The sequence below is a fragment of the Desulfomarina profundi genome (genome assembly GCF_019703855.1).
Classification (GTDB): domain Bacteria; phylum Desulfobacterota; class Desulfobulbia; order Desulfobulbales; family Desulfocapsaceae; genus Desulfomarina; species Desulfomarina profundi.
In genome coordinates, this window is sequence record NZ_AP024086.1 from 4,277,920 (window position 1) to 4,297,634 (window position 19,715).

Here is a 19,715-nt window from a genome sequence, read left to right on the forward strand (position 1 = left end):
ATTCCTGTCATAAAAAACAAGAAAGGGGAAGGTGTTTTGAAATTAAATAGTCAGGTTTATTCCCATGGCACTTATACCCCCTTGTGGGGTGTTAGAAATCATCTACCGCCCCGGAGGGCGATCATTCGTAGATTCAGGTATTTTGTCTTATTTCCCGGAAGATGTCACCAGAATTTTGCACTTTTTCGGAGATCTTCCACAATCAGGTAGAGGGCGGGGACAAGAGCCAGGGTGATGACAGTGGCAAAAACGATACCGAAACCCAGAGAAATAGCCATGGGGATGAGAAAGCGCGCCTGGCGGGATGTTTCGAGCATCATTGGAGCCAGGCCACCGAACGTGGTCAGGGTTGTCAGCAGAACAGGACGGAATCGGCGAAGAGCCGCAAGCTGTATTGACTCAAAAGAATTTTTTCCACCTGTCCGTTGCCGGTTGGCATAATCAATCAAAACAAGGGAGTCGTTGACGACAATTCCCGACAGGGCAACGATTCCCATCATGCTCATCAGGCTCAGATTGTATCCCATTATCTGGTGGCCGAGAACGGCACCCACCATACCGAATGGGATGGCCAGCATGACAATAACCGGCTGAACATAGCTGCGAAATGGAATGGCAAGAAGAAAATAGATACCTCCCAGGGTAAAAAGGAAACCGGTCGCCAGACTTGACAGGCTTTCCTTTCGGTCGGACTGCCTGCCACGGTATTCGTAGCCAAGACCGGGAAATGCCGCCGCCAGTTCCGGCAGTGTTTTTTCGTTCAGGACCTTGAGTATTCGTGATGTCACACCAAGGGGTGTGACATTGGCAGATACGGTTACAGTCCTGTTGCCGTTTCGTCGTTCTATGCTGGTATAGCCTCTGTTTCTGTCAGTTTCGACAATTTGACGCAGGGGGACAAATGATCCTGACGGGGTTCTGATCAGGAATGATTCTATAGTATATTCGCTTGATCGTTCCGATTCCGGTAACCTGATCCTGATCGTTATTTCATCGCTGTCCCGCTGTTGCCGAAGGGCAATGACACCCTGGAATGCATTTCGAATCTGTCTACCGACTTCCGTGGTGTCGAGGCCCAGGCTTTTTCCCTGTTCATTTACCTTGAAAGTGAGCTGGATCTTTCCATTATTGGAGCCGCTGTCGACATCTTTTGTGGCCGGAAATTGTCTGAGTTTTTTCGCGAGCATCTCACTGGCTTCCGTGAGAGTTTCCCTGTTTCTGTGGCTCAGTTCGATGGATATTGCCGCCCCCCGTCCAGGACCGCCCCGGTCGGCCTCAAAGCGAATCGACTGGAGAGACGGCAGTGGCCCGACCTCTTTTCTCCACAGTTTTGTCACCCGGCCGGTTGTCAGCGGTCTGATTTCCGGTGGAGTGAGATAACCATTTATTTCAATACGATTGCTGTTCACAGTGGATGAGATGCCTTCAAGAAGCTGCTTGTCACCATGGGCTGCCGCCACGCGTTCAAGCGCAGAGACAAGCCTGTCGTGGACCTGCCTGATTTCCCGGGAAGGACTGCCGTAGGGAAGGGTTGCGGTAACAACGGTGCGATCAGACTCCACCCTGGGCATGAGAATCAGGCCCATGCGGCCACTTTTTACAAAACCGGCCGTAATGATGAATATTGCAATCAGAAAAGAAACTGTAAAATATTTATAACGCAGGAGAATAAGTAAGATTTTTCCGTAAATATTGTTGATGCAGCGGTTTATGAAATGTCCGAAATGTTGCTGCTGGGTCTGGATAAAGTGGAAAAGGAAATTTCGGGATTTTTTTCTGCTGTGGGCCAGGTGGGCGGGAAGGATAAGCAGGGCTTCCAGCCAGGAGAGCAGAAAGACGGTTATCACAACCAGGGGGATGACACGCCATATTTTTCCCATGACACCCGGAACAAGAGCCAGAGGGAGAAAGGCCACGATATTGGTGAGAATACTGAAGGCGACTGGAACAGCCACGTCCCTGGCTCCAAGAATGGCAGCGTCTACATAATTGAGGCCCCTCTGGCGGTATTCGTAAATATTTTCACCGGCGATTATGGCATCATCGACCACTATCCCCAAGGCAATGATGAAGGCAAACATGGAGACCAGGTTGATGGAAATATCGTAGAACGGAAGAAAGAGCAGGCTGCCGAGAAAGGAGATGGGAATACCCATGGTTACCCAGAAGGCGAGTTTCAATTCCAGGAAGAGTCCGAGAAGGATGAGTACCAGGGCGAGTCCAAGAAACCCGTTTTTCAACAGCAGTTCAAGGCGCTGTTTATAGATTTTAGAGTGATCACTGGAAAAGGACCAGCTGACTGCCGGTGGCAGGTCCGTACTGATTTCTTCCATAACTTCCCGGGCTGCAGAAGAAACGCCAATAGGGGTTTCCCGGCCGACTCGAGCGATACGAAGCTGCATGCTCCTAGAGCGATTATATGTTGCATAATGATCAGAATCACCAAATATTTCCTGAATCTCGGCAATGTCGTCAAGATACAGTTCAGCCCCGCTGGCAGAAGTGATTATGGGGATACGGCCGAAATCAGCGCCACTGATTCTTCTGTCTTTGACTCTGAGCAGGATCTCACCGCTTCGTGTTTCAATTTTGCCACCGGGAATTTCGATGGAACGGTTCCGGAGAACCGTTGCGATCCCTGCCAGCGTGAGGTTGTATCTTCGCAGGTTTTCCATGGGCACCGATATCTCTATTTCCCGATCACCACCCCCCAGGAGTTCAACCTGGGAGATATCCTTGTGCTTCAGAAGACTGTTTCGAACCTGTCTCGCCGTTTCAAGAAGAGCAAGAGCAGGTATATTTCCGTAGATATTAAGGCGTATAACCTGTCTTTTTCGGGTTGCCAGAGATATTACAGGATCTTCAGCATCCAGGGGAAAACTGCTGATACTGTCCACCGCCTGCTGGATCTCTCGGATAACTCTGCCCGGATCCGCATCTTCCAGCAGCTCTGCCCGGATAAGTGCACTGCCTTCAAACGCCGTAGCTGTGATTTCACCGACTCCCTCCAGGCCGTCAATAGCCTCTTCGACTGCCAGAATAAGGCCCTGCTCCACTTCTTCCGGTCCAGCACCTGGATAGGGAATTCGGATGGAGACAAGATCCAGCTCAAAGGCGGGAAACACTTCCTGCCTGATTTTGGTCGACATGAAAAAACCGCCCAGGAGCAGGACCAGCATGAGCAGGTTCGGAGTAACCCTGTTATGGACCATCCAGGAAATGATCCCTTTTTCCTTTCGGGAGCCTGCGGGTTCGATCACCTAGTCGCCTCCCCGGATTTTTTAAGGATTTTATCGCGGAGTTTCAATGCCATTCCGGCAACCGGCGCTGAAAGGGATGTGGTTATAATTCGCTCGCCTTCCCGGATATTAGAAGAAACAAGCACCTGTTCCCTGTTGCTGAAGATAATGTTAACCTTTCTGACCTGCAGGATGTTGTCATCTGACAGAATATGGACAGTATTCCCTTCATGGAGATAGCGACGGGAAAGAGGAATCACGCGGGGAAGCAGAGTTCCCTCGATTTTGGCACTGAGATAGGAGCCGAGGAGAAGTCTGGGGCTCTTTTTGTGAGTCTTTTTCAGGCTGAGTGGATCGTCAATGGAGACGAAGAGTACGGCCATTCGGCCCTGCTCTTCCAGTTTCGGAGCAAGGCGCAGGACCTGGGCTTGTCGGCTGGTACTGTTTCTGTTATTTATTTCCGTAAATACAGTAGCATGAGAACCAATTTCCCCGGGATGATCAGGAATAGTGATCCAGCGCAGTTTGTCCCTGGGGACCGTAAGTTTCAGCCAGTATTCATCGGTTCCCACCAGCCTGGCCAGAGGGATGGATTTTGTAACGAGAGCTCCGATATTGGTTGATATTGAAGAGATAATTCCGTTGAACGGCGCCGTTATCCGGGTTCGTTTCAGGTCCAGTTTTGCCCTGGCCAGTTTTGCCCTCGCACTTTCCAGGATGGCTCTCCGGTTTTCCAGTTGCGGTTTTCTCAACATGAGCTGTTTTTCGCTTTCGGTCGCTTCTTCATTGAGGATTTCAAATTCTTTCCGGGCAATAAGCTGATTTCCCATCTCCAGAGCAAGATCATTTTCAGCTTTTGCAACACTACTTTTCTGCTCTTGGATCTGCAGAAGGTAGTCTGCAGAATCGATGACCAGGAGTTCATCCCCTTTTTTTACATGTCCACCGGGTACAAAAGTCGGGGAGATTTTAACAATTTCTCCACTGACCTGGGCTGTGATGTCTATTTCTCTGGCCGGAACGACTGTTCCCATGGCATGGATAGTGACGCGGTAGGGGGTGTAGTGTGCTGTTTCAACTTCAACTGGATGTGGGTGTGGCAGTCTTTTTTTCGGTTTTGCTCCCGGAGCAGTGTTGAGGAAATGTATTGCAATAAGGCTGCCGCTGGCCAGAACGAGTATGCAGAAAAAAATCTGCACTAATACCGATATGATTCTGCGTTGATTTTCCATTTTCTGAAATACATGTTTGCCCGCATTTTTCTTCGGTTCAGGCGGTGTCAGGTTCGAGGTTTTGGAGAATTGTCACTACCCAGAGGGTGGCCGCCAAGCGCTCTGTACAAGCCGATTCTGTATTCAATCTGCAGGCGTCTGGCCTTGAGCAGGTTGCGCTGTAATTTCTGGTGGAACAGCAGGGCCTGAAGGACGCGCTGGTAGTTTTCCACCCCCTGCCTGTAGCGAATGGAAACATGACTGACAGTGCTCTCCGCAAAATGAAGCTGTCTTACCAGGCTGTCAATGATTTTCTGCTGTTCCTTTTCTCTTGCAAGATTATCTTCCACTTCAAGGATTGCCTGGAGAATAGTCTGACCATATTGGTAGAATTGCTGTTTGGCAAGTGCTTCCTGTCTATTGACTTCTTCTTTTCTCAGGCCTCCGTCCAGCAGGGGAGCTGTGAGATTGGCCAGGAGATTTGTGAACCAGTTGTCGAAAAGTTGACTTGCCCGTTCAGCCGTGCTTGAAAGCTCTGCGGATATACTTAGCCTGGGCAGTCGGTCGGCGATGGCGGATGCAACCCTTTTCCCGGCTGCCTGGAGTCGCAGGGACTCTCGCTCTATGTCGGGTCGCCTGGTGAGGAGTTCTCCTGGAATTCCGGTCTGTGGTAGAGGCGGGAGGTGTGGCAGACTGGTTCCGGGATTGAAATGATATGTTCCTGGAACTTCCCCCAGGAGCAGGGAGAGCTGATGTTCCAGCAGTGAGATGTTCTGTCGCATTACCGCAAGTTCTTCGACAGTACTTTCAACCAGTTGACGTTGTTGCAGCATATCAGGAGCCCCTGCAAGTCCTGCACGGAAGCGGGTTGTGATAAGATCCAGTATCCGGGAATTTGTTTCATGCTGTTTCTGCAGGAGCCGAAGTTGCATGGTTGTTTCCACCAGGTTGTACCAGGTTTTTGCCACCTCCGCGGCAAGAGTTATTGCGGCGGTTTGCAGATCGGCTTGGGAGGCCTCAGCTTCAAAAACAGCGGCATCCCGAGCCGCAGCCAGTCTGCCCCACAGGTCAACCTCATAGGATGCAGCCAAGCTGAAATGAAACGAGTCTGCTGAATTGTCTCTTGTGTAATCGTGTTTTGTTCCAACCTTTCCCTGGGTATCCAAAGAGGGCACCAGGCGTGCCCCGGTCTGCCGGGCTGCCGATTTTGCGGCTGAAAGACGGTTTCTGGCAATATGAAGAGAGAAATTATTGGAAAATGCCCGGTTGACGAGGTTGTCCAGACCGGGGTCATGGAATGAAAGCCACCAGCCTGATTTTACAGCTTTTTGCCCGGTCATGGAAAATGAAAGGGGCAGGTCGAGAGGTGGATTCGAAGGTACGGATGGATTTTGAACGCAGGAGAGGCAACAGGCAAAAAGCAGGAAAGAACAGAAAAAACGGTGCAGAAAACGGGGAGAATATTGTGCCATAGATGGTTGGTCACCCCTGGAAAATAAAGAATTTTCTAACAATATAATTTATCATTACAGCTGTGACGATATTGGAACAGAAAGCATACGTGGTCAGCACTCCAAAGCGTTTTATGAGTATTCCCATAAGCATGGTGCCGAGGAAGACACTGATGCCTGAGACAGCATAAAAGAGGAGAATTTCGATTATCACAGGATAGCGTCCTCCCTGGAAGACCCAGAGAACATTGGTAATGTAGGCCACCATGTTGGCAATGAGAAAACCGAGAAAATTACCAATCATGGAGTTTCTTGCCCTTGTTGCGTCATTGACCTTATGTATGGAGAGCTTGAAAAAACGTACTGCATGGTCTTTTTCCTGCAGTGAGGGGAAAATTTTCCAGGCAATGAAGTGGAAGATGATAATATGGGTAAGTGTAGCCAGTCCCCCGGCTATTCCGTATTTAATAAACTGAATAATGGCTGTGGAATCGATATTCATCTGTGTCGTGTATTAATCTTCAGGGACACTTGGAGCTGTGTTTTATGATGAGAGTAAAATGGGTAAATGGTCAAGATTTTTACAGGCTCTTTTGTCTGTTTCACAGAGTTGAGTTCTGTAAAACACACATCTATACCAGATCTCGGCATGAAAAACCACTCCAGTCATCGCTGGGGAATACAGGATCAGTCCGCATTGCTCATGAACAATGTACTCGTTTTGATCTGGCTTTATAGATTCACAAAGTCAGCAAAGCTGGTACTGTTTTCAAGTTAACACATTGTTCACGGAGATCAGTCCAGATGGGAGGAGTGCGGAGTAGGGGAATCATTCCTCCATCATTTCCGAAAAAGGTCCAATCCCTTTACTGTGTACTGAATCAAGCAACTCCCTTGGGTTATGGAGAAAAGCATCAATCTCCGGTTTTTCGAGATCCATGCATTCATCGTAGGTAGTGATGAGGTTCTGGTGACTCCAGCGGGTCAGGTAATAGATGATCAGTTCGGGCAGACGGGTGTAAATGGTTTCTTCGGGCATGGGATCAATAAAGGAAGAAGCCTCCAGGCGTGCGGAAGAGAGGACCTGGGATTTATAGAAACTGTTTAAAAACATGAGCTCCGGGGGCAGGTCTGCCTTGAGTCCAAATTTTCGTAAAAAACGAAGCAGTATGATAAGAGCCTTCTTCCCGCTGTTGGCCATGAGATAGGGCACATAAATTTCTTTTGGTGTACTGAGCTGGAGGTATGATTTTATGGTGAGGATGAGGTTCGCCAGATCCACCGGATTTTTGTCGACAAAATGAATGGTTTTTCCTCTGAACTCGTCCCGGTTGTTCAGGATGTGTTCAATGAAATAGGGGAGTTTTCTTGCGTTGGAATAGGAATGCAGAGTGTTCTTCCTTGTGAAGAGAACAGGCATGGATTGGTCCGCAATGGAAAAGAGCAGACGGTGAAATCCCTGGATTTTATGGTCGTGAGCTCCATAGACCACAGCCAGTCGCACACAGGAGCAATCCAGACCTTGATCCCGGCTCATAAGACGCAATGTTTCCTCTGCCATCAGTTTTGATTTGGCGTAGTTGGACATTCTTGGTACCAGGGGCAGGTAATCCTCTTCTTTCAGATCTATACCTGCGGGCAGTGTGGCGGCTGAACTGATATGGATATACGGAATGTTGAGAGCGTTTGCAGCCCGGGCAAGATTGAGTGTTCCGAGATAATTGACTTCAAAGGCCAGCTGGCCATCGGAACTGAGCGTGGCCATGGCAGCGTTGATTATAAAATCCGGTTTGACAGAAGAGAGGTAATCGCGGATATCGGCCTCTTCACGAATGGACAGTTTTTTGCTGCTGGGGGCGCGAATATCTACAGTTTCAGCATGTTTTGTCTTATAATAGTTGACTATTGTGCCGCCAATCAGGCCTGAACCACCGACCAGGACACCAGTTTTTTTTCTGGCCATATTTATGTCCGGCAAAATGCAAGGGAATCCATGGGCCACTCTAAAAGTTACTGTTTTCCAGGGGCCCACAGGCTATTTCTTCTTTTTATTAAATAGTTGGAGTTTGCACAAGAAAAATAAACTGTTCATAAAATGAAAAAATAACTTTCCATTTCATATCAGGTTTTTTTTTGGTTTTTTATTTCAGTAACGGTAACATTGGACATACCGGACATGGCTACACAACGGGATTTATACAGCATTTTCATCTGCTCAAATCCCTGTTCAATAATTTCCTCTTCACTGGGAGAGTGGTTTTCTTCCAGATTGTCGATTTGTCTTGAAGAACAACTGCAGCCGTTTTTTCCCGTTTCCCAAGTCTGTAGTTTTTTCTGCCTGCTCTTTTTGTTCATGTTTAACTCTCATGTATATTTTTTATAAAATCAGTTGTATGTAATATTTTCACTATCTTATTTAAGTGAATCTCAGGGGCGTTGCGGATTCGTGTATTATTGAGAACTGATGCTGTTTTCGGGAAAATAAAGTATTGCCGGATCCCGCAGCCAAGTTCGTCCAAAATGCGGTAAAATATCTCTTGTTCTACGGATATTTGTCTAAAAGAGTACGAATTTCAGTGGCTGGAAGCAACAGTTATTTTCTTTCTCATGCTGTAAATATGAGTACCTCGGTTATGAATTTGTATGTTATTGTTGAATGAATTAACAGAGATCAGGAAATTTTTTCAGAGCATGAGGGATTATTGTGCTGGATAGATGGGCGTTGCAACTGGTGAAAAAGCCGTTGAATGCGGGAGCGGTTATCCTGGCTCGTCACAGTGTCAGTGCGGACTCCGTAACCGTGGCCGGTTTTGCTGTCGGGCTTCTTGCCCTGCCTGCTCTTTTTATGAAATTGTATTGGGTAGCCCTGGTCTGTATCCTGATAAACAGAGTAGCTGATGGGCTGGATGGGGCAATTGCCCGTATCCAGGGACCGACCGATGGAGGGGGATTTCTCGATATTACTCTGGATTTCATTTTTTACTCTTCAGTAGTTTTTGGCTTTGCACTGGCTGATCCTGAGCGAAACGGACTTGCGGCAACCGCTCTTCTCTTTGCTTTTGTGGGCACCGGGAGTAGTTTTCTGGCTTTTGCAATTATGGCAGAAAAACGTGGTCTGACAAATTTCAAATATCCCAACAAGGGTTTTTTTTATCTTGCCGGATTGGCTGAAGGAACAGAAACGTTGTGTTTTTTTGTTTTCTTTTGTCTTTTTCCCGGATTTTTTACTGAGTTGGCTTATACCTTTGCTGTTATCTGCATGATTACAGTGATTACAAGGGTGTCCGGAGGATACCTTGCACTAAGAAATGATGATTCCGGGACTGTTTGAGAGTATGACCGAAAAAAATGAAAGCAGAATAGATCGATCCATGAGTATTGTCGGAAAAGTCCGGAGCCTGGGTCATGTGGTGATCGAAGGAAAGGTGGAAGGAGATCTTGACTGTACAAGCATGAAGATTGTTCGGGAAGGAACATTACTTGGTGATATTCATGCTGAAGAAATAGAGTGTTTTGGAACTATTGAAGGAAGAATTAAGACCCGGAAATTCATCATGAGAAAAGATGGTTGCCATACGGGTACTGTGGAAACAACAGAGTTGCGAGTGGAGCCTGGAGCATTTTTAGACTGTGCCCTGCACGATGGGGGAGAGGTTTGTCCTTCAGGTATTGAGAAAGGGGGGCGGGAGGTAGCTGAAACCGGGGTCTCTGGGGAGTCAGTTGTTGACTGGGAAAGGTTGGCAGCTGTTTTCGAAAGTAATGCCCAGCAATGTATCATGGAGGTTCCCTGGTCCGAAAGAAGGGAACTGCTTCATCAGATTCTGACTCTTCTTGAAAAGGAAAAGCCCCTGATTAAAATCACTGGTGATCCTGGAAGTGGTAAGAGTACACTGATCGCCAGGCTCAAGGAGGTTCTGCCAGATGAAACAGATTTGTTCATACTTGAGAAACCTGTCGGTTCGGTAAGAGATCTTCTTTCTGCAGTCGCGGATTATCTTCAACTGCCTGTACTCGCTGATGACAGGCAGCGGGATATTGTCGGGAAGATCAAAGGTGTCATTGCACCAGATGGATGTATTCGCAAAAAAATGGTTCTGGCTGTAGATGATGCCCAGCTGATGTATCCTGCAACAATGGAGGGGTTATCCGTCTGCTCACCAGCGCCTATGAGGGTGGGGAAGCGCTGGTGCAGATTATTCTGCTGGGAACTGGAGAAATGGAAGGGAAGCTTGTTCATACAACCCGTGAATATTTTGAGGATGAAACCAACTGTCTGCTGGCTCTTGAACCTCTCTCCATAAAAGATACTTCCGAGTATCTTCGTCTCTGTCTTCAGATTGAAGTGGACAGGGAGGACCTGAATCCTGTGGATCTCCTTCCTTTTGAAACCCTGAAAAAGCTGTATACCGCAAGTGACGGAAATATAAGGCTGATAAATAATCTTGTCGCCGGGGCGTTTCGCAGAGCTTCGCAATCGGGTTCTCTCTTTGTTGCAGTACACCATATTCATCAGTAGCCCGAATTTCTCCCCGCTTTGCCAGGCAGATTTTTTAACCAGCATTTTGACTGGTGTATTCAATCCGGTTTTACCTAAATCCTGCACTTCGGGAACAAAGAAAAAATATTTATAATGTATAAACAGATAGTTATAATATTACAGTAGGGGCTGTACTACTCACTATCAGAGTGAGATTGTTTTTCTTTATTCCCTTGCCCTGGGGGATTGGCAATTTTATCGAATCTGCTTCGTTATCAAGTGCTTGAAGTATGTTAATACGTCTGCGCCCTTGATGCCTCGCATCTCCGAAAAACTTGCCAATTGCAGGATTTAGGTTTTAATCTATTTTATTCGTGGTTGCTGGGTAATCTAATGCAACTGCAAAGGTCAGGGAGTAGTGATGGATTCTGTATCGACACTTTTCTGGGGAGTTCTGTTCGGTGCTGTCGGGCTTGGCTTTTTTACATATGGAAGAAAACAGAGAGCTGTTGTTCCTCTGAGTTCGGGAATTGCACTTTGTCTGATTCCATATTTTATCTCGAACAGCTATCTGCTTGTGGCAGCAGGGTGTGTGTTGGTAATTGTGCCTTTTTTCCTGAAAATATGATTTCAGGGTAAATTATGAGCGGGAGGGGCGTATGGCAGATGAAAAACGTGAACAATCCGGCGGTATCGGACTTGCCGGTTTACCGAAAAACTGGTCTGTTGCCGTACAACTTGTAGGGACGTTCGGACTGGCGGTCTTCCTTGTCCTGTACTATGTCCTTGTTATGCAACCAAGGGATGTCAAGCGATATGAGGAACTCAGAGATTCTGTATTGTCTCTTGAAAAAATCATGATCAGCAGGCAGAGTCTGGTCACCCGTGAAACGGTAAGACGCCTGGAGGATCTGTATATTGCCGGAGTAAGTTACGAGACAGGTTCTCTTGTGAAGAGAGAATTGAAAAGGAATGTGAATTCTGCAGATCTTTCAAAGGAAATTGAAAAAAAACTCATATTTGCAACCAGGCTCCTTGAAGGTTTGAGGAGGAAAAATGAGGGAGTCGTGTCCGAGATGCTGACCTATAAAATCCTTAACAGCGAAATAAGTGATAAAATTGCGGAAAAAGCTGTGCGGGAGTGGCGGGGAAGAACGCTGGAAGAGATAGTGGCTGAGTGCAGGGATGCCCTGTATTTTGCAATTCGGCAGGCAGCCAGGGCGAAATGATTTTTTAAGGTATGTATCTTCATGTGGAAGGAGTTTGGCGGAAAAAAATGCGTAGAAAAACAAAAATAGAAATTGACTATCGAAACGATTGCTGAATCGGTTTTAAAGACGTGCGGGCACGTCTGAACAAAATGGCCACCGGCGAGGAATTTCATTTTATCTGTGACGGGAAAATGGCTGATAAAATCGAGCGCATTATCTTGCTCAACGGTGGAGAAATATCTGCAAAAGATACCAGGTCCTATGGTGTCGTCATTTCCATTCGGAAAAAATAGTATCCTGCTGAAATAATTCTGAAGTTTCAAGGGATTTCTTTTACTTTCAGAGTTCTGGTAAAATACGAAAACCGTAAAAAACAAGGTTTTATAGTGTTGATAGCGTAAATAAATGGCATAAAAGTTGACATGATCGTCATTTTTACGTATAATTTATAAAATAAGCTTAACTCAGTAAAGGTGTACGATGAAAATAGATGAAATAAACTACGCGATTATTAATCATCTCAGGGATGGCAGAATACCATTTAAGAAAATTGCAGATTCTCTTGCTGTATCAGAGGGAACGGTTCGGGCAAGGGTAAAAAAGCTGAAAGATGAAGGTGTTCTCGATATTACGGCTCTTGTTGATCCGGATGCAATACCTGACCAGAGCGTGGTGATGATCGGGGTCCGGTTGAAGGATATGGACCTTGTGAAGAAAGGGGAGGAGTTTTCCAAGCTGCGGGGAGTGATTTCCGTGTGTGTTGTAACCGGTCGTTTTGATTTGATTCTGACGGTTATGTTAACCAAGGAATTCACCATGCTTGAGTTTTATACAGAAGAGGTTTCAAAGCTTGAAAATGTCAGGGCTGTAGAGACATTTGTGGTCTATAAGAGTTTTAATCTCAAGGTTCCTCTGACGTTGTAGAAAAGCGGCATGGCCGGAACAAATGGCTCAGTAATTTATGCCCTCCGGGTGCAAAAAAAATGAAAATCCGACTGTGGCACAACAACCTTTGGTCGCGGGATTTTCTGATAAACAACTATGGATAACGTGACATGAAAAAAGAGAAAAAGACGGTTCTTCACGGTTTTCACCTGGAAAAAGGAGCCAATATGGCCTCTTTTGGTGGATATGATATGCCGCTGTGGTATTCCACCGGAGTTAAAGCGGAACATCTGGCTGTAATTCAGGGTGCCGGAGTTTTTGATACCAGTCATATGGCCGTGGTGATGGTGCGGGGCGACGGGGCAAGGGAATTGCTGCAGCGTTGTTTTACCAAGGATCTTGAAAGATCTGTCGGTCGCGGAAAAACACCTCTTATCATTGGCCGGTGTGTCTACGGCATTTTTCTCCACCCGGATGGAACTGTTATTGATGATGCCATTGTCTATCAGCTCGGTGTGAAAGAATATATGGTTGTTGTCAATGCTGGAATGGGGCCGATGGTGGCCGATCATCTGCTGAAAGCGGTGGAAGATGATACCCGGGTGGAGGACCTGACTGACAGGGTGGGGAAGATGGATATTCAGGGAATTGCCTCTGCCAGAATTCTGAAAAAAATTATGAGGGATCCGGAGACACTTTTTGAAGGGATGGTCTATTTTTCCTTCAAAGGTGGTTTTGGCAGTTTCCCCACAGCTGTTACCGAAACTGAATTACTGGATGGTACACGGGTTCTTGTATCCCGGACGGGATACACAGGAGAATTTGGTTTTGAGCTCTTTGTGGAAAGAGAACAACTCGAATCTCTCTGGAATCAACTGCTTGTTGCGGGAGAGGAATACGGAGTCATCCCTTGCGGGCTTGCAGCCAGAGATTCTCTACGGGCCGGAGCCGTTTTGCCCCTTTCTCACCAGGACATAGGTCCCTGGCCGTTTCTGGCCAATCCCTGGCAGTTTGCTCTTTGCTGGAATGACGATCAAAACGGTTTTACCAAGGATTTTATTGGGGCGGATGCTCTTCTTGAGGAAACAGATCTTCAGTATACCTATGCGTTTGCGGGTTTTGATCCGCGGAAAATCAGCAGTGAAGCCAGTTATGTAACAGATTCCGGGAAAAATAAAATCGGGACTATTCTCACCTGTACCACGGATATGGCAATTGGCAGACAGAATGGACAGATAGTTTCTATTGCTGAAAATACAGGGGATGAAAGAGGAAAGTCTTTTACACCCAAAGGGTTGTCGTGCGGTTTTGTTCTGCTGGAAAAAAAATGTGAAACTGGAGAGGAAATTTACCTTACTGATGGAAAGAGAAAGCTGAAGGTGGAAATACGAAGCGATGTCCGGCCGGGGAGAACCGCCAGGTTGCCCATCAGGACAATGGTTTGAGACTTGCAGAAAAATAAAAACCCAGGGAGGAATTGATGAAAGAGTTAAATGAGCTGAATTTACCGGAGGACCTGCGATACACTGAAGATCATGAATGGGCGACCACCGGAGGAGAAACTTTGAAAATCGGTGTCAGTGATTATGCCCAGGATCAGCTGGGGGATATCGTTTTTGTGGAGGTTCCGGAAGTGGGGGACAGTTTTGACAAGGGGGACGAATTTGGAACCCTGGAATCAGTAAAAGCTGTTTCCGAGCTTTATCTGCCCGTTGGCGGGGAGATTGTTGCTGTCAATGAAGCTCTGGAAGACAGCCCTGAACTGATCAATGAAGATCCGTATGCAAACTGGATTGTCGAAATAAAACCGGCGGATACCGGTGAGCTCGAACAACTCCTCACTGTTGAGGCATATCGAGAGATTTTGAAGGGGTAAAACCATGCGCTATTTACCGCACACAGACGAAGATGTTCAGGAGATGCTGAAGGCCGTTGGTCGAAAGAGTCTTGACGAACTTTTTGGTTCCATACCGGATGGATGCAGGATTGATGGGGAAATTCCTCTGCCGCCTGCTCTGGATGAATGGGAGTTGAAGAGTCATGCTGCTGAAATGGCGTCCATGATGAAGCCGGAGACAACTGTTTTGATTGGTGCCGGCAGCTATCAGCATCATATCCCGGAAACCATAAATAACCTCATGAGCCGCTCGGAATTCTTGACGGCATATACGCCTTACCAGCCCGAGATGGCCCAGGGAACTCTCCAGGGAATATTTGAGTACCAGACCTATACTGCCAGGTTGCTTGGTATGGATGTAGCCAACGCCTCGATGTACGATGGAGGATCGGCTCTTGCCGAGGCGCTGCTGATGGCGCTCAGAATTTCCAGGAAGAAAAGGACAGTGGCGCTTTCCGCAGCTGTTCACCCGCATTACCGTGAAGTTGTTGCCACCTACCTGAAACCGACTGACTTTGAAATTGTGGAATTGCCGGTTCTGGAGGATGGAAGGACTGATCTGAGTGGTGTCGCAGATCTGGACAGCCTTGCAGTGGTGGCGGTACAGTCGCCGAACTTTTTTGGTGTCATTGAAGATCTTGAGGCTGTAGCTTCTGTTGCCCATGGCGTTGATGCGCTGGCAGTAAGCTGTTTTTCAGAACCCCTTGCTTATGGTCTTCTTAAAAATCCGGGGACATGCGGTATTGATATTGCCTGCGGAGAGGGCCAGAGTTTTGGTATGAATCGCTCCTTCGGTGGCCCTGGACTGGGGATGTTCGGCTGCAGGGAAAAGTTCACCAGAAATATGCCGGGAAGGCTGGTCGGGCAGACTGTGGACCTGGATGGCAGGCGGGGATTTGTTTTGACCCTTGCAACCCGGGAGCAGCATATCAGAAGAGAAAAGGCCACGTCCAATATCTGTTCAAACCAGGGTATCTGTACCCTGATAGCTACCATGTATATGGCCTCCCTCGGGGCAGCGGCCTGCGTGAACTGGCAGGACTTAATTACAGCAAGGCAGAATATTTTAAGAATGAACTTGTAAAGAAAGGAGCCACTCCCGTTTTTCGCGGGCCAACTTTCAATGAATTTGTGGTGGAGTTCAAAAATGATTTTCAGCCGGTTCGTGAGCGTCTCTTGAAAAAGGGGATTGTTGCCGGGTTGGAGCTGGGTCGTTACTATCCGGAAATGGCCGGGCAATATCTTTTCTGCGCCACAGAGGTTGTCAGGAAAGAGATTATCGATACAGTAGTCAGTGAGGTGCAGTGATGGAAACTCCAATGACTGAAAAAGCTGGTGCCAGCGGTCTTATTTTTAATGAGCCCCTTCTCTGGGAGAAGGGGAAAAAAGGCAGGAGGGCAATGTCCGTTCCTGCTCATGATGTAGGAAAAGCGAAGCTGCCGGAAGAACTGCTGGGAGAAAAAATAGATTTTCCTGATCTCAGTGAAGTGGATGTTGTCCGCCACTATACCCGGCTGTCCCAATGGAATTTTGGTGTCGATTCCGGAATGTATCCTCTGGGTTCCTGCACCATGAAATATAACCCGAAGATTAATGAAAAGATTGCGGCAACTCCTGAAATTGCAGCAGCTCACCCCATGCTGGATGATATTCTTGTCCAGGGCACTTTGAAGATTCTTTATGATCTGCAGAATTATCTGGCGGCTATAACTGGTCTTCCCGCGGTTTCTCTTCAACCGGCAGCCGGTGCCCACGGAGAGTTAACCGGCATGTTGATTTTTGCAGCATACCACAGGAGTCGCAACTCAAAAAGAACAAAGATCCTGATACCGGACACGGCCCATGGTACCAATCCGGCCAGTGCGGCTCTCTGCGGCTATAAACCTGTGCCGATTAAATCAAGTGTCAATGGAATCATTGATCCGGAGCTGGTAGCAGAGAAAATGGATGATGAGACTGCCGGTATTATGATCACCAATCCAAATACTCTTGGGCTTTTTGAGACAAATATCAGAGAAGTTGCCGAGATTGTCCATGCCAGGGGAGGGCTGGTTTACGGGGATGGTGCAAATATGAATGCCGTAATGGGTATCATAGATGCCGGTAAATGCGGTGTCGATGTGATGCACCTTAATCTGCATAAGACTTTTTCCACTCCCCACGGTGGTGGCGGGCCTGGTGCGGGTCCGGTCTGTGTGACTGAAGAACTTGCACCTTTCCTTCCAGTCCCACGTGTTGTTGCAGATGGTGAGGGATATCGTCTTGATTTCGATGCACCGGAATCTGTAGGCCGCGTCCATGCATTTCATGGAAATTTTGGGGTACTGGTGAAGGCTTGGTCCTACATCCTTTCCATGGGTGGCAGGAATCTTAAAAAGGCAAGTCAGTATGCGGTACTGAGTGCCGCTTATATCAAGGAACAGTTGCGGGACACTCTTACCCTTGCCTACGATAGATCCTGTATGCACGAATGTGTCTTTTCAGACAAGTCGCTGCAGAAGTATGGTGTTTCTACACTTGATCTGGCAAAAAGGCTGATAGATTACGGTTATCATCCGCCGACCATTTACTTTCCCCTTGTGGTGGCCGGTGCCATTATGATCGAACCCACTGAAACGGAATGCAAAGAGGATATAGATCAGTTTATCCAGGCAGTAAAGGATATTGTCAAAGAAGCCCACGAGAATCCTGACCTGCTCCATAATGCGCCCATGGTTACCAAGCTGAAAAGACTGGATGAAACCAGGGCGGCGAGGCGCCCCTGTCTCCGTGGCTGAGAAGGATACAGCCCTTGTTGATCTTGGACTCAGTGAATACAGGGCAACCTATGAACTGCAGGTGGCCCTTGTTGACAGGAGAAAAGAAGGGGACTGTGAAGATGTTTTTCTGGTTACTGAACACCCGTCTGTTTTTACACTGGGCAGGCGGGGGGCAGGGAGAACCTGATGGTATCTGAGCAGTTCCTGGATGAAAAGAAGATCTCACTGGTACATATTGAACGCGGTGGAGATATTACCTATCATGGAGAAGGGCAACTTGTCCTCTATCCGGTTATTCATCTGAGGGAGCGGGGATTGGCAGTGAGTGAATATGTTTTTCTGCTGGAAGAGATCATGATCCGCCTTGCTGCGGTTTATGGTGTTCAAGCAGGAAGAGACCCGCGCAACCATGGAGTATGGGTTGGCAACAGGAAGCTGGGCAGTGTCGGTATTGCGATTAGACACGGGATCTCTTTTCATGGCCTGGCCCTGAATGTCAACCTGGCTCTGGAACCTTTTTCCTGGGTCAACCCATGCGGATTGCAGGGTGTCAAAATGACCAGCCTGCAGCAGGAGACAGGCAGGAGAAAGATAGAAACGGGGGATGTAAAGAAAAACCTCAAGGCAATTCTGGGGATTCTCTTTCATGAGGATTTTCAGGAGTATCCAAAGGAATGGCTTTATGGGCGGATGTGCTGAAGGAATCAGGGTAGGTAAGCCGAAATGGCTGCGTCGCAGTCTGCCGAGTGGTCCGGAGTATGAGAAATTGCGGCAATTGCTGAAATCAAGAGAATTAACAACTGTCTGTCAGGAGGCACAGTGTCCCAATCAGTTTGAATGTTACGGAAAGGGTACGGCGACATTTATGATTCTGGGTGAGAGATGTACGAGAAACTGTGGTTTCTGTGCTGTAGCTCACAGGCCGGTGGAAGGGCCGGATGAATCGGAACCGATGCGGGTGGCGGAGGCTGTTGTCTCCCTGAAGCTCCGTTACGCTGTTATAACCTCCGTCACCAGGGATGATCTTGCAGATGGTGGTGCCTCCTTTTTTGCTGAAACAATACGGGCCATCCGTTTTTGCAGTCCCAAGACTCTGATAGAAGTGTTGATTCCCGATCTCCAGGGTGACTGGCAGAGTCTGCAGACAATTCTTGATGCAGGGCCAGATGTTTTGAATCATAATATCGAAACTGTGAAAAGGCTCTATTCCCGGGTTCGACCCCAGGCCGTGTATACCAGAAGTCTTGCTCTGCTCACCGAAGTGAAGAAAAAGAAGAAAGACATGATAACAAAGACGGGTATCATGGTCGGTCTTGGAGAAAGGGCAGAAGAGCTCCTGGAAACATGGCAGGATTTACGCCAAACAGGTTGTGATCTGTTAACAATTGGACAGTATCTTCAACCGAGTTCAACTCATCTGCAGGTCAAACGTTTTGTGCCTCCGGAAGAATTTGAAATTTATCGCGACAAAGCCTTGGGACTTGGATTTTCAGGTGTGGCTTCCGGTCCTTTTGTACGCAGTTCGTATAAAGCTGAGAAGTTGTACCGTAAAGCCCTGGTAAAAAGTAGGGAAAGAGAATAACAACCCAATTCGGTTCCGTACCGAACTCAGCCTGATCCTTATAACGCGGGAGATCTGGTGGAGATATGGGTAATCAAAATAAAAAAAAGGAACTGAACAAAAATATCATCGTTCAGTTCCTTCAAAAGTTCAGATCTGAAATAAGATGATCTCGTAAAAAGTCGTTCAACGTTCTCAGATGGACTCTGGAAAAACTTCGATTACAAGGCGTGGTGGTGTCGTGTAAGCGCAGGCGTACATATAGTACGTCGAGCATTACACGATCACCCCACAACGCAGTAGATCGGAGTTTTTACGAGTCCATCAAATAAAACAATTTCCTTAATTCTGCAGCACCCACTGTCCTCTGCTGTTTCTGCAGGCTGTTGTATAGGTTTTCTGGGCTTTTCCGTCTATTGTAGCCAGTATTTCAGCCTGTCTGCAAGGGGTATCCGGTTTCGCCTTGGGATAGTAGGCGGGTTGCGGTGTTACCTGGTAGGTATTGCCGGTGTCCGGATTGCGCCAGGTTGAGGCCCTGCCGGATGGTGCTTCTTCGTATACACGGTTTAACCGCTGTCTGTCATATTTATCCATTTCATTGCCGACAATATAGCCGAGCATGGTTCCCAAGGCTGCCCCTATCAGGGTTGCCTCCGTATTTCGGCCTATGGCCTGGCCAATTATTGCGCCACTCGCCGCCCCGATACCGGCCCCGGCGGTTCCTTGGGATACCTGGCCCCCGCAGCTGCTCAGAGTCACTACAAATGCAAGCAGGATTGGTAATGTAAAATATTTCATTATCTTATCTCCAATAAATCAGAATGTGTTTTACTTATGCTGTTACCACTGTGCGCGCAAAAATCAACGCATCACTATGAAGACAAAGATCCAGGCTGGCGTACGCGTCAGCAGGTATCTGTTGTGTTTATCAGTGCTTGACAGGGAGTAACAACTATGAATGTATTCAGTTAAAACAGTTTGGTTTGCATGCCATTACATATACAATTATCCATTTTATTCTGGT

At 47.4% G+C, this 19,715-nt stretch carries 20 protein-coding genes and 1 pseudogene; 14 read left to right on the plus strand and 7 right to left on the minus strand.

The features are described from left to right. Window positions 1-164: 164 nt before the first annotated feature. From LO777_RS19720 to LO777_RS19745, 6 genes are all read right to left on the minus strand, one after another. Entirely contained in the window at window positions 165-3,260 is a 3,096-nt protein-coding gene (locus LO777_RS19720) for an efflux RND transporter permease subunit (RefSeq protein WP_228855526.1), read from the minus strand. Then, a complete protein-coding gene (locus tag LO777_RS19725) occupies window positions 3,257-4,471 on the minus strand; it encodes an efflux RND transporter periplasmic adaptor subunit (protein WP_228855527.1) in 1,215 nt (404 codons plus the stop codon). The genes LO777_RS19720 and LO777_RS19725 overlap by 4 nt, the downstream gene beginning before the upstream one ends. Window positions 4,472-4,518: 47 nt before the next feature. After that, a complete protein-coding gene (locus LO777_RS19730) occupies window positions 4,519-5,922 on the minus strand; it encodes a TolC family protein (RefSeq protein ID WP_228855528.1) in 1,404 nt (467 codons plus the stop codon). 10 nt (window positions 5,923-5,932) lie between these two features. Next, window positions 5,933-6,403, minus strand: a complete 471-nt coding sequence (locus tag LO777_RS19735) for a GtrA family protein (RefSeq protein ID WP_228855529.1) — start codon at window positions 6,401-6,403, stop codon at window positions 5,933-5,935. A 327-nt stretch (window positions 6,404-6,730) separates the two neighbouring features. Further along, window positions 6,731-7,864 carry an NAD-dependent epimerase/dehydratase family protein gene (locus tag LO777_RS19740; RefSeq protein WP_228855530.1) on the minus strand — a complete coding sequence of 378 codons (1,134 nt, stop codon included), beginning with the start codon at window positions 7,862-7,864 and terminating at the stop codon, window positions 6,731-6,733. 158 nt (window positions 7,865-8,022) lie between these two features. After that, on the minus strand, window positions 8,023-8,256 hold the full coding sequence (locus LO777_RS19745) for a hypothetical protein (RefSeq protein WP_228855531.1): 234 nt from the start codon (window positions 8,254-8,256) through the stop codon (window positions 8,023-8,025). A gap of 349 nt (window positions 8,257-8,605) precedes the next feature. Between LO777_RS19745 and LO777_RS19750 the strand changes: the two genes are divergently transcribed. The 14 genes and pseudogenes from LO777_RS19750 to lipA all read left to right on the plus strand — a co-directional run bounded on the left by LO777_RS19750 (window position 8,606) and on the right by lipA (window position 18,712). Beyond that, window positions 8,606-9,232, plus strand: a complete 627-nt coding sequence (locus LO777_RS19750) for a CDP-alcohol phosphatidyltransferase family protein (protein WP_228855532.1) — start codon at window positions 8,606-8,608, stop codon at window positions 9,230-9,232. Between the two features lie 4 nt (window positions 9,233-9,236). Continuing rightward, window positions 9,237-10,202 (plus strand): polymer-forming cytoskeletal protein, encoded by a 966-nt coding sequence (locus tag LO777_RS19755; RefSeq protein WP_228855533.1) that lies wholly within the window; start codon window positions 9,237-9,239, stop codon window positions 10,200-10,202. Beyond that, on the plus strand, window positions 10,118-10,417 hold the full coding sequence (locus LO777_RS19760) for a hypothetical protein (protein ID WP_228855534.1): 300 nt from the start codon (window positions 10,118-10,120) through the stop codon (window positions 10,415-10,417). The genes LO777_RS19755 and LO777_RS19760 overlap by 85 nt, the downstream gene beginning before the upstream one ends. Window positions 10,418-10,799: 382 nt before the next feature. Continuing rightward, window positions 10,800-11,006, plus strand: coding sequence for a hypothetical protein (locus LO777_RS19765; protein WP_228855535.1), 207 nt, complete (start codon window positions 10,800-10,802; stop codon window positions 11,004-11,006). Window positions 11,007-11,037: 31 nt separating this feature from the next. Further along, window positions 11,038-11,607, plus strand: a complete 570-nt coding sequence (locus LO777_RS19770) for a hypothetical protein (RefSeq protein WP_228855536.1) — start codon at window positions 11,038-11,040, stop codon at window positions 11,605-11,607. Window positions 11,608-11,717: 110 nt separating this feature from the next. Beyond that, on the plus strand, window positions 11,718-11,882 hold the full coding sequence (locus tag LO777_RS19775; protein ID WP_228855537.1) for a hypothetical protein: 165 nt from the start codon (window positions 11,718-11,720) through the stop codon (window positions 11,880-11,882). Window positions 11,883-12,069: 187 nt separating this feature from the next. Next, the gene (locus tag LO777_RS19780) at window positions 12,070-12,513 is read left to right on the plus strand and encodes an Lrp/AsnC family transcriptional regulator (protein ID WP_228855538.1); all 444 of its coding nucleotides are present in this window, start codon (window positions 12,070-12,072) and stop codon (window positions 12,511-12,513) included. A gap of 131 nt (window positions 12,514-12,644) precedes the next feature. Further along, window positions 12,645-13,919: an aminomethyltransferase family protein gene (locus LO777_RS19785; RefSeq protein ID WP_228855539.1), complete on the plus strand. Its 1,275-nt coding sequence runs from the start codon at window positions 12,645-12,647 to the stop codon at window positions 13,917-13,919. Window positions 13,920-13,954: 35 nt separating this feature from the next. Beyond that, window positions 13,955-14,350 carry a glycine cleavage system protein GcvH gene (gene gcvH, locus LO777_RS19790; protein ID WP_228855540.1) on the plus strand — a complete coding sequence of 132 codons (396 nt, stop codon included), beginning with the start codon at window positions 13,955-13,957 and terminating at the stop codon, window positions 14,348-14,350. Window positions 14,351-14,354: 4 nt separating this feature from the next. Then, a pseudogene (gene gcvPA / locus LO777_RS19795) lies at window positions 14,355-15,679 on the plus strand (aminomethyl-transferring glycine dehydrogenase subunit GcvPA). Further along, entirely contained in the window at window positions 15,679-17,148 is a 1,470-nt protein-coding gene (gene gcvPB / locus LO777_RS19800; RefSeq protein ID WP_329955632.1) for an aminomethyl-transferring glycine dehydrogenase subunit GcvPB, read from the plus strand. The pseudogene gcvPA and the gene gcvPB overlap by 1 nt, the downstream one beginning before the upstream one ends. Next, window positions 17,141-17,317 carry a lipoate--protein ligase family protein gene (locus LO777_RS19805; RefSeq protein WP_228855541.1) on the plus strand — a complete coding sequence of 59 codons (177 nt, stop codon included), beginning with the start codon at window positions 17,141-17,143 and terminating at the stop codon, window positions 17,315-17,317. Before gcvPB ends, LO777_RS19805 begins: the two co-directional genes overlap by 8 nt. Next, on the plus strand, window positions 17,317-17,829 hold the full coding sequence (gene lipB / locus LO777_RS19810; protein WP_228855542.1) for a lipoyl(octanoyl) transferase LipB: 513 nt from the start codon (window positions 17,317-17,319) through the stop codon (window positions 17,827-17,829). Before LO777_RS19805 ends, lipB begins: the two co-directional genes overlap by 1 nt. Continuing rightward, window positions 17,813-18,712, plus strand: coding sequence for a lipoyl synthase (gene lipA, locus LO777_RS19815; protein WP_228855543.1), 900 nt, complete (start codon window positions 17,813-17,815; stop codon window positions 18,710-18,712). The genes lipB and lipA overlap by 17 nt, the downstream gene beginning before the upstream one ends. 321 nt (window positions 18,713-19,033) lie before the next feature. Here the strand turns inward: lipA and LO777_RS19820 are convergent, their stop codons facing one another. Next, window positions 19,034-19,489 (minus strand): glycine zipper domain-containing protein, encoded by a 456-nt coding sequence (locus tag LO777_RS19820; RefSeq protein ID WP_228855544.1) that lies wholly within the window; start codon window positions 19,487-19,489, stop codon window positions 19,034-19,036. Between the last annotated feature and the right edge of the window lie 226 nt (window positions 19,490-19,715).

Bases quoted from the DNA above. Each gene is read 5' to 3' on its own strand.
- LO777_RS19725 (WP_228855527.1), bottom strand. From the start codon at position 4,471: ATGGAAAATCAACGCAGAATCATATCGGTATTAGTGCAGATTTTTTTC.
- LO777_RS19730 (WP_228855528.1), bottom strand. From the start codon at position 5,922: ATGGCACAATATTCTCCCCGTTTTCTGCACCGTTTTTTCTGTTCTTTC.
- LO777_RS19735 (WP_228855529.1), bottom strand. From the start codon at position 6,403: ATGAATATCGATTCCACAGCCATTATTCAGTTTATTAAATACGGAATA.
- LO777_RS19740 (WP_228855530.1), bottom strand. From the start codon at position 7,864: ATGGCCAGAAAAAAAACTGGTGTCCTGGTCGGTGGTTCAGGCCTGATT.
- LO777_RS19745 (WP_228855531.1), bottom strand. From the start codon at position 8,256: ATGAACAAAAAGAGCAGGCAGAAAAAACTACAGACTTGGGAAACGGGA.
- LO777_RS19755 (WP_228855533.1), top strand. From the start codon at position 9,237: ATGACCGAAAAAAATGAAAGCAGAATAGATCGATCCATGAGTATTGTC.
- LO777_RS19760 (WP_228855534.1), top strand. From the start codon at position 10,118: ATGGAAGGGAAGCTTGTTCATACAACCCGTGAATATTTTGAGGATGAA.
- LO777_RS19765 (WP_228855535.1), top strand. From the start codon at position 10,800: ATGGATTCTGTATCGACACTTTTCTGGGGAGTTCTGTTCGGTGCTGTC.
- LO777_RS19770 (WP_228855536.1), top strand. From the start codon at position 11,038: ATGGCAGATGAAAAACGTGAACAATCCGGCGGTATCGGACTTGCCGGT.
- LO777_RS19780 (WP_228855538.1), top strand. From the start codon at position 12,070: ATGAAAATAGATGAAATAAACTACGCGATTATTAATCATCTCAGGGAT.
- LO777_RS19785 (WP_228855539.1), top strand. From the start codon at position 12,645: ATGAAAAAAGAGAAAAAGACGGTTCTTCACGGTTTTCACCTGGAAAAA.
- gcvH (WP_228855540.1), top strand. From the start codon at position 13,955: ATGAAAGAGTTAAATGAGCTGAATTTACCGGAGGACCTGCGATACACT.
- gcvPB (WP_329955632.1), top strand. From the start codon at position 15,679: ATGGAAACTCCAATGACTGAAAAAGCTGGTGCCAGCGGTCTTATTTTT.
- lipB (WP_228855542.1), top strand. From the start codon at position 17,317: ATGGTATCTGAGCAGTTCCTGGATGAAAAGAAGATCTCACTGGTACAT.
- lipA (WP_228855543.1), top strand. From the start codon at position 17,813: ATGGGCGGATGTGCTGAAGGAATCAGGGTAGGTAAGCCGAAATGGCTG.
- LO777_RS19820 (WP_228855544.1), bottom strand. From the start codon at position 19,489: ATGAAATATTTTACATTACCAATCCTGCTTGCATTTGTAGTGACTCTG.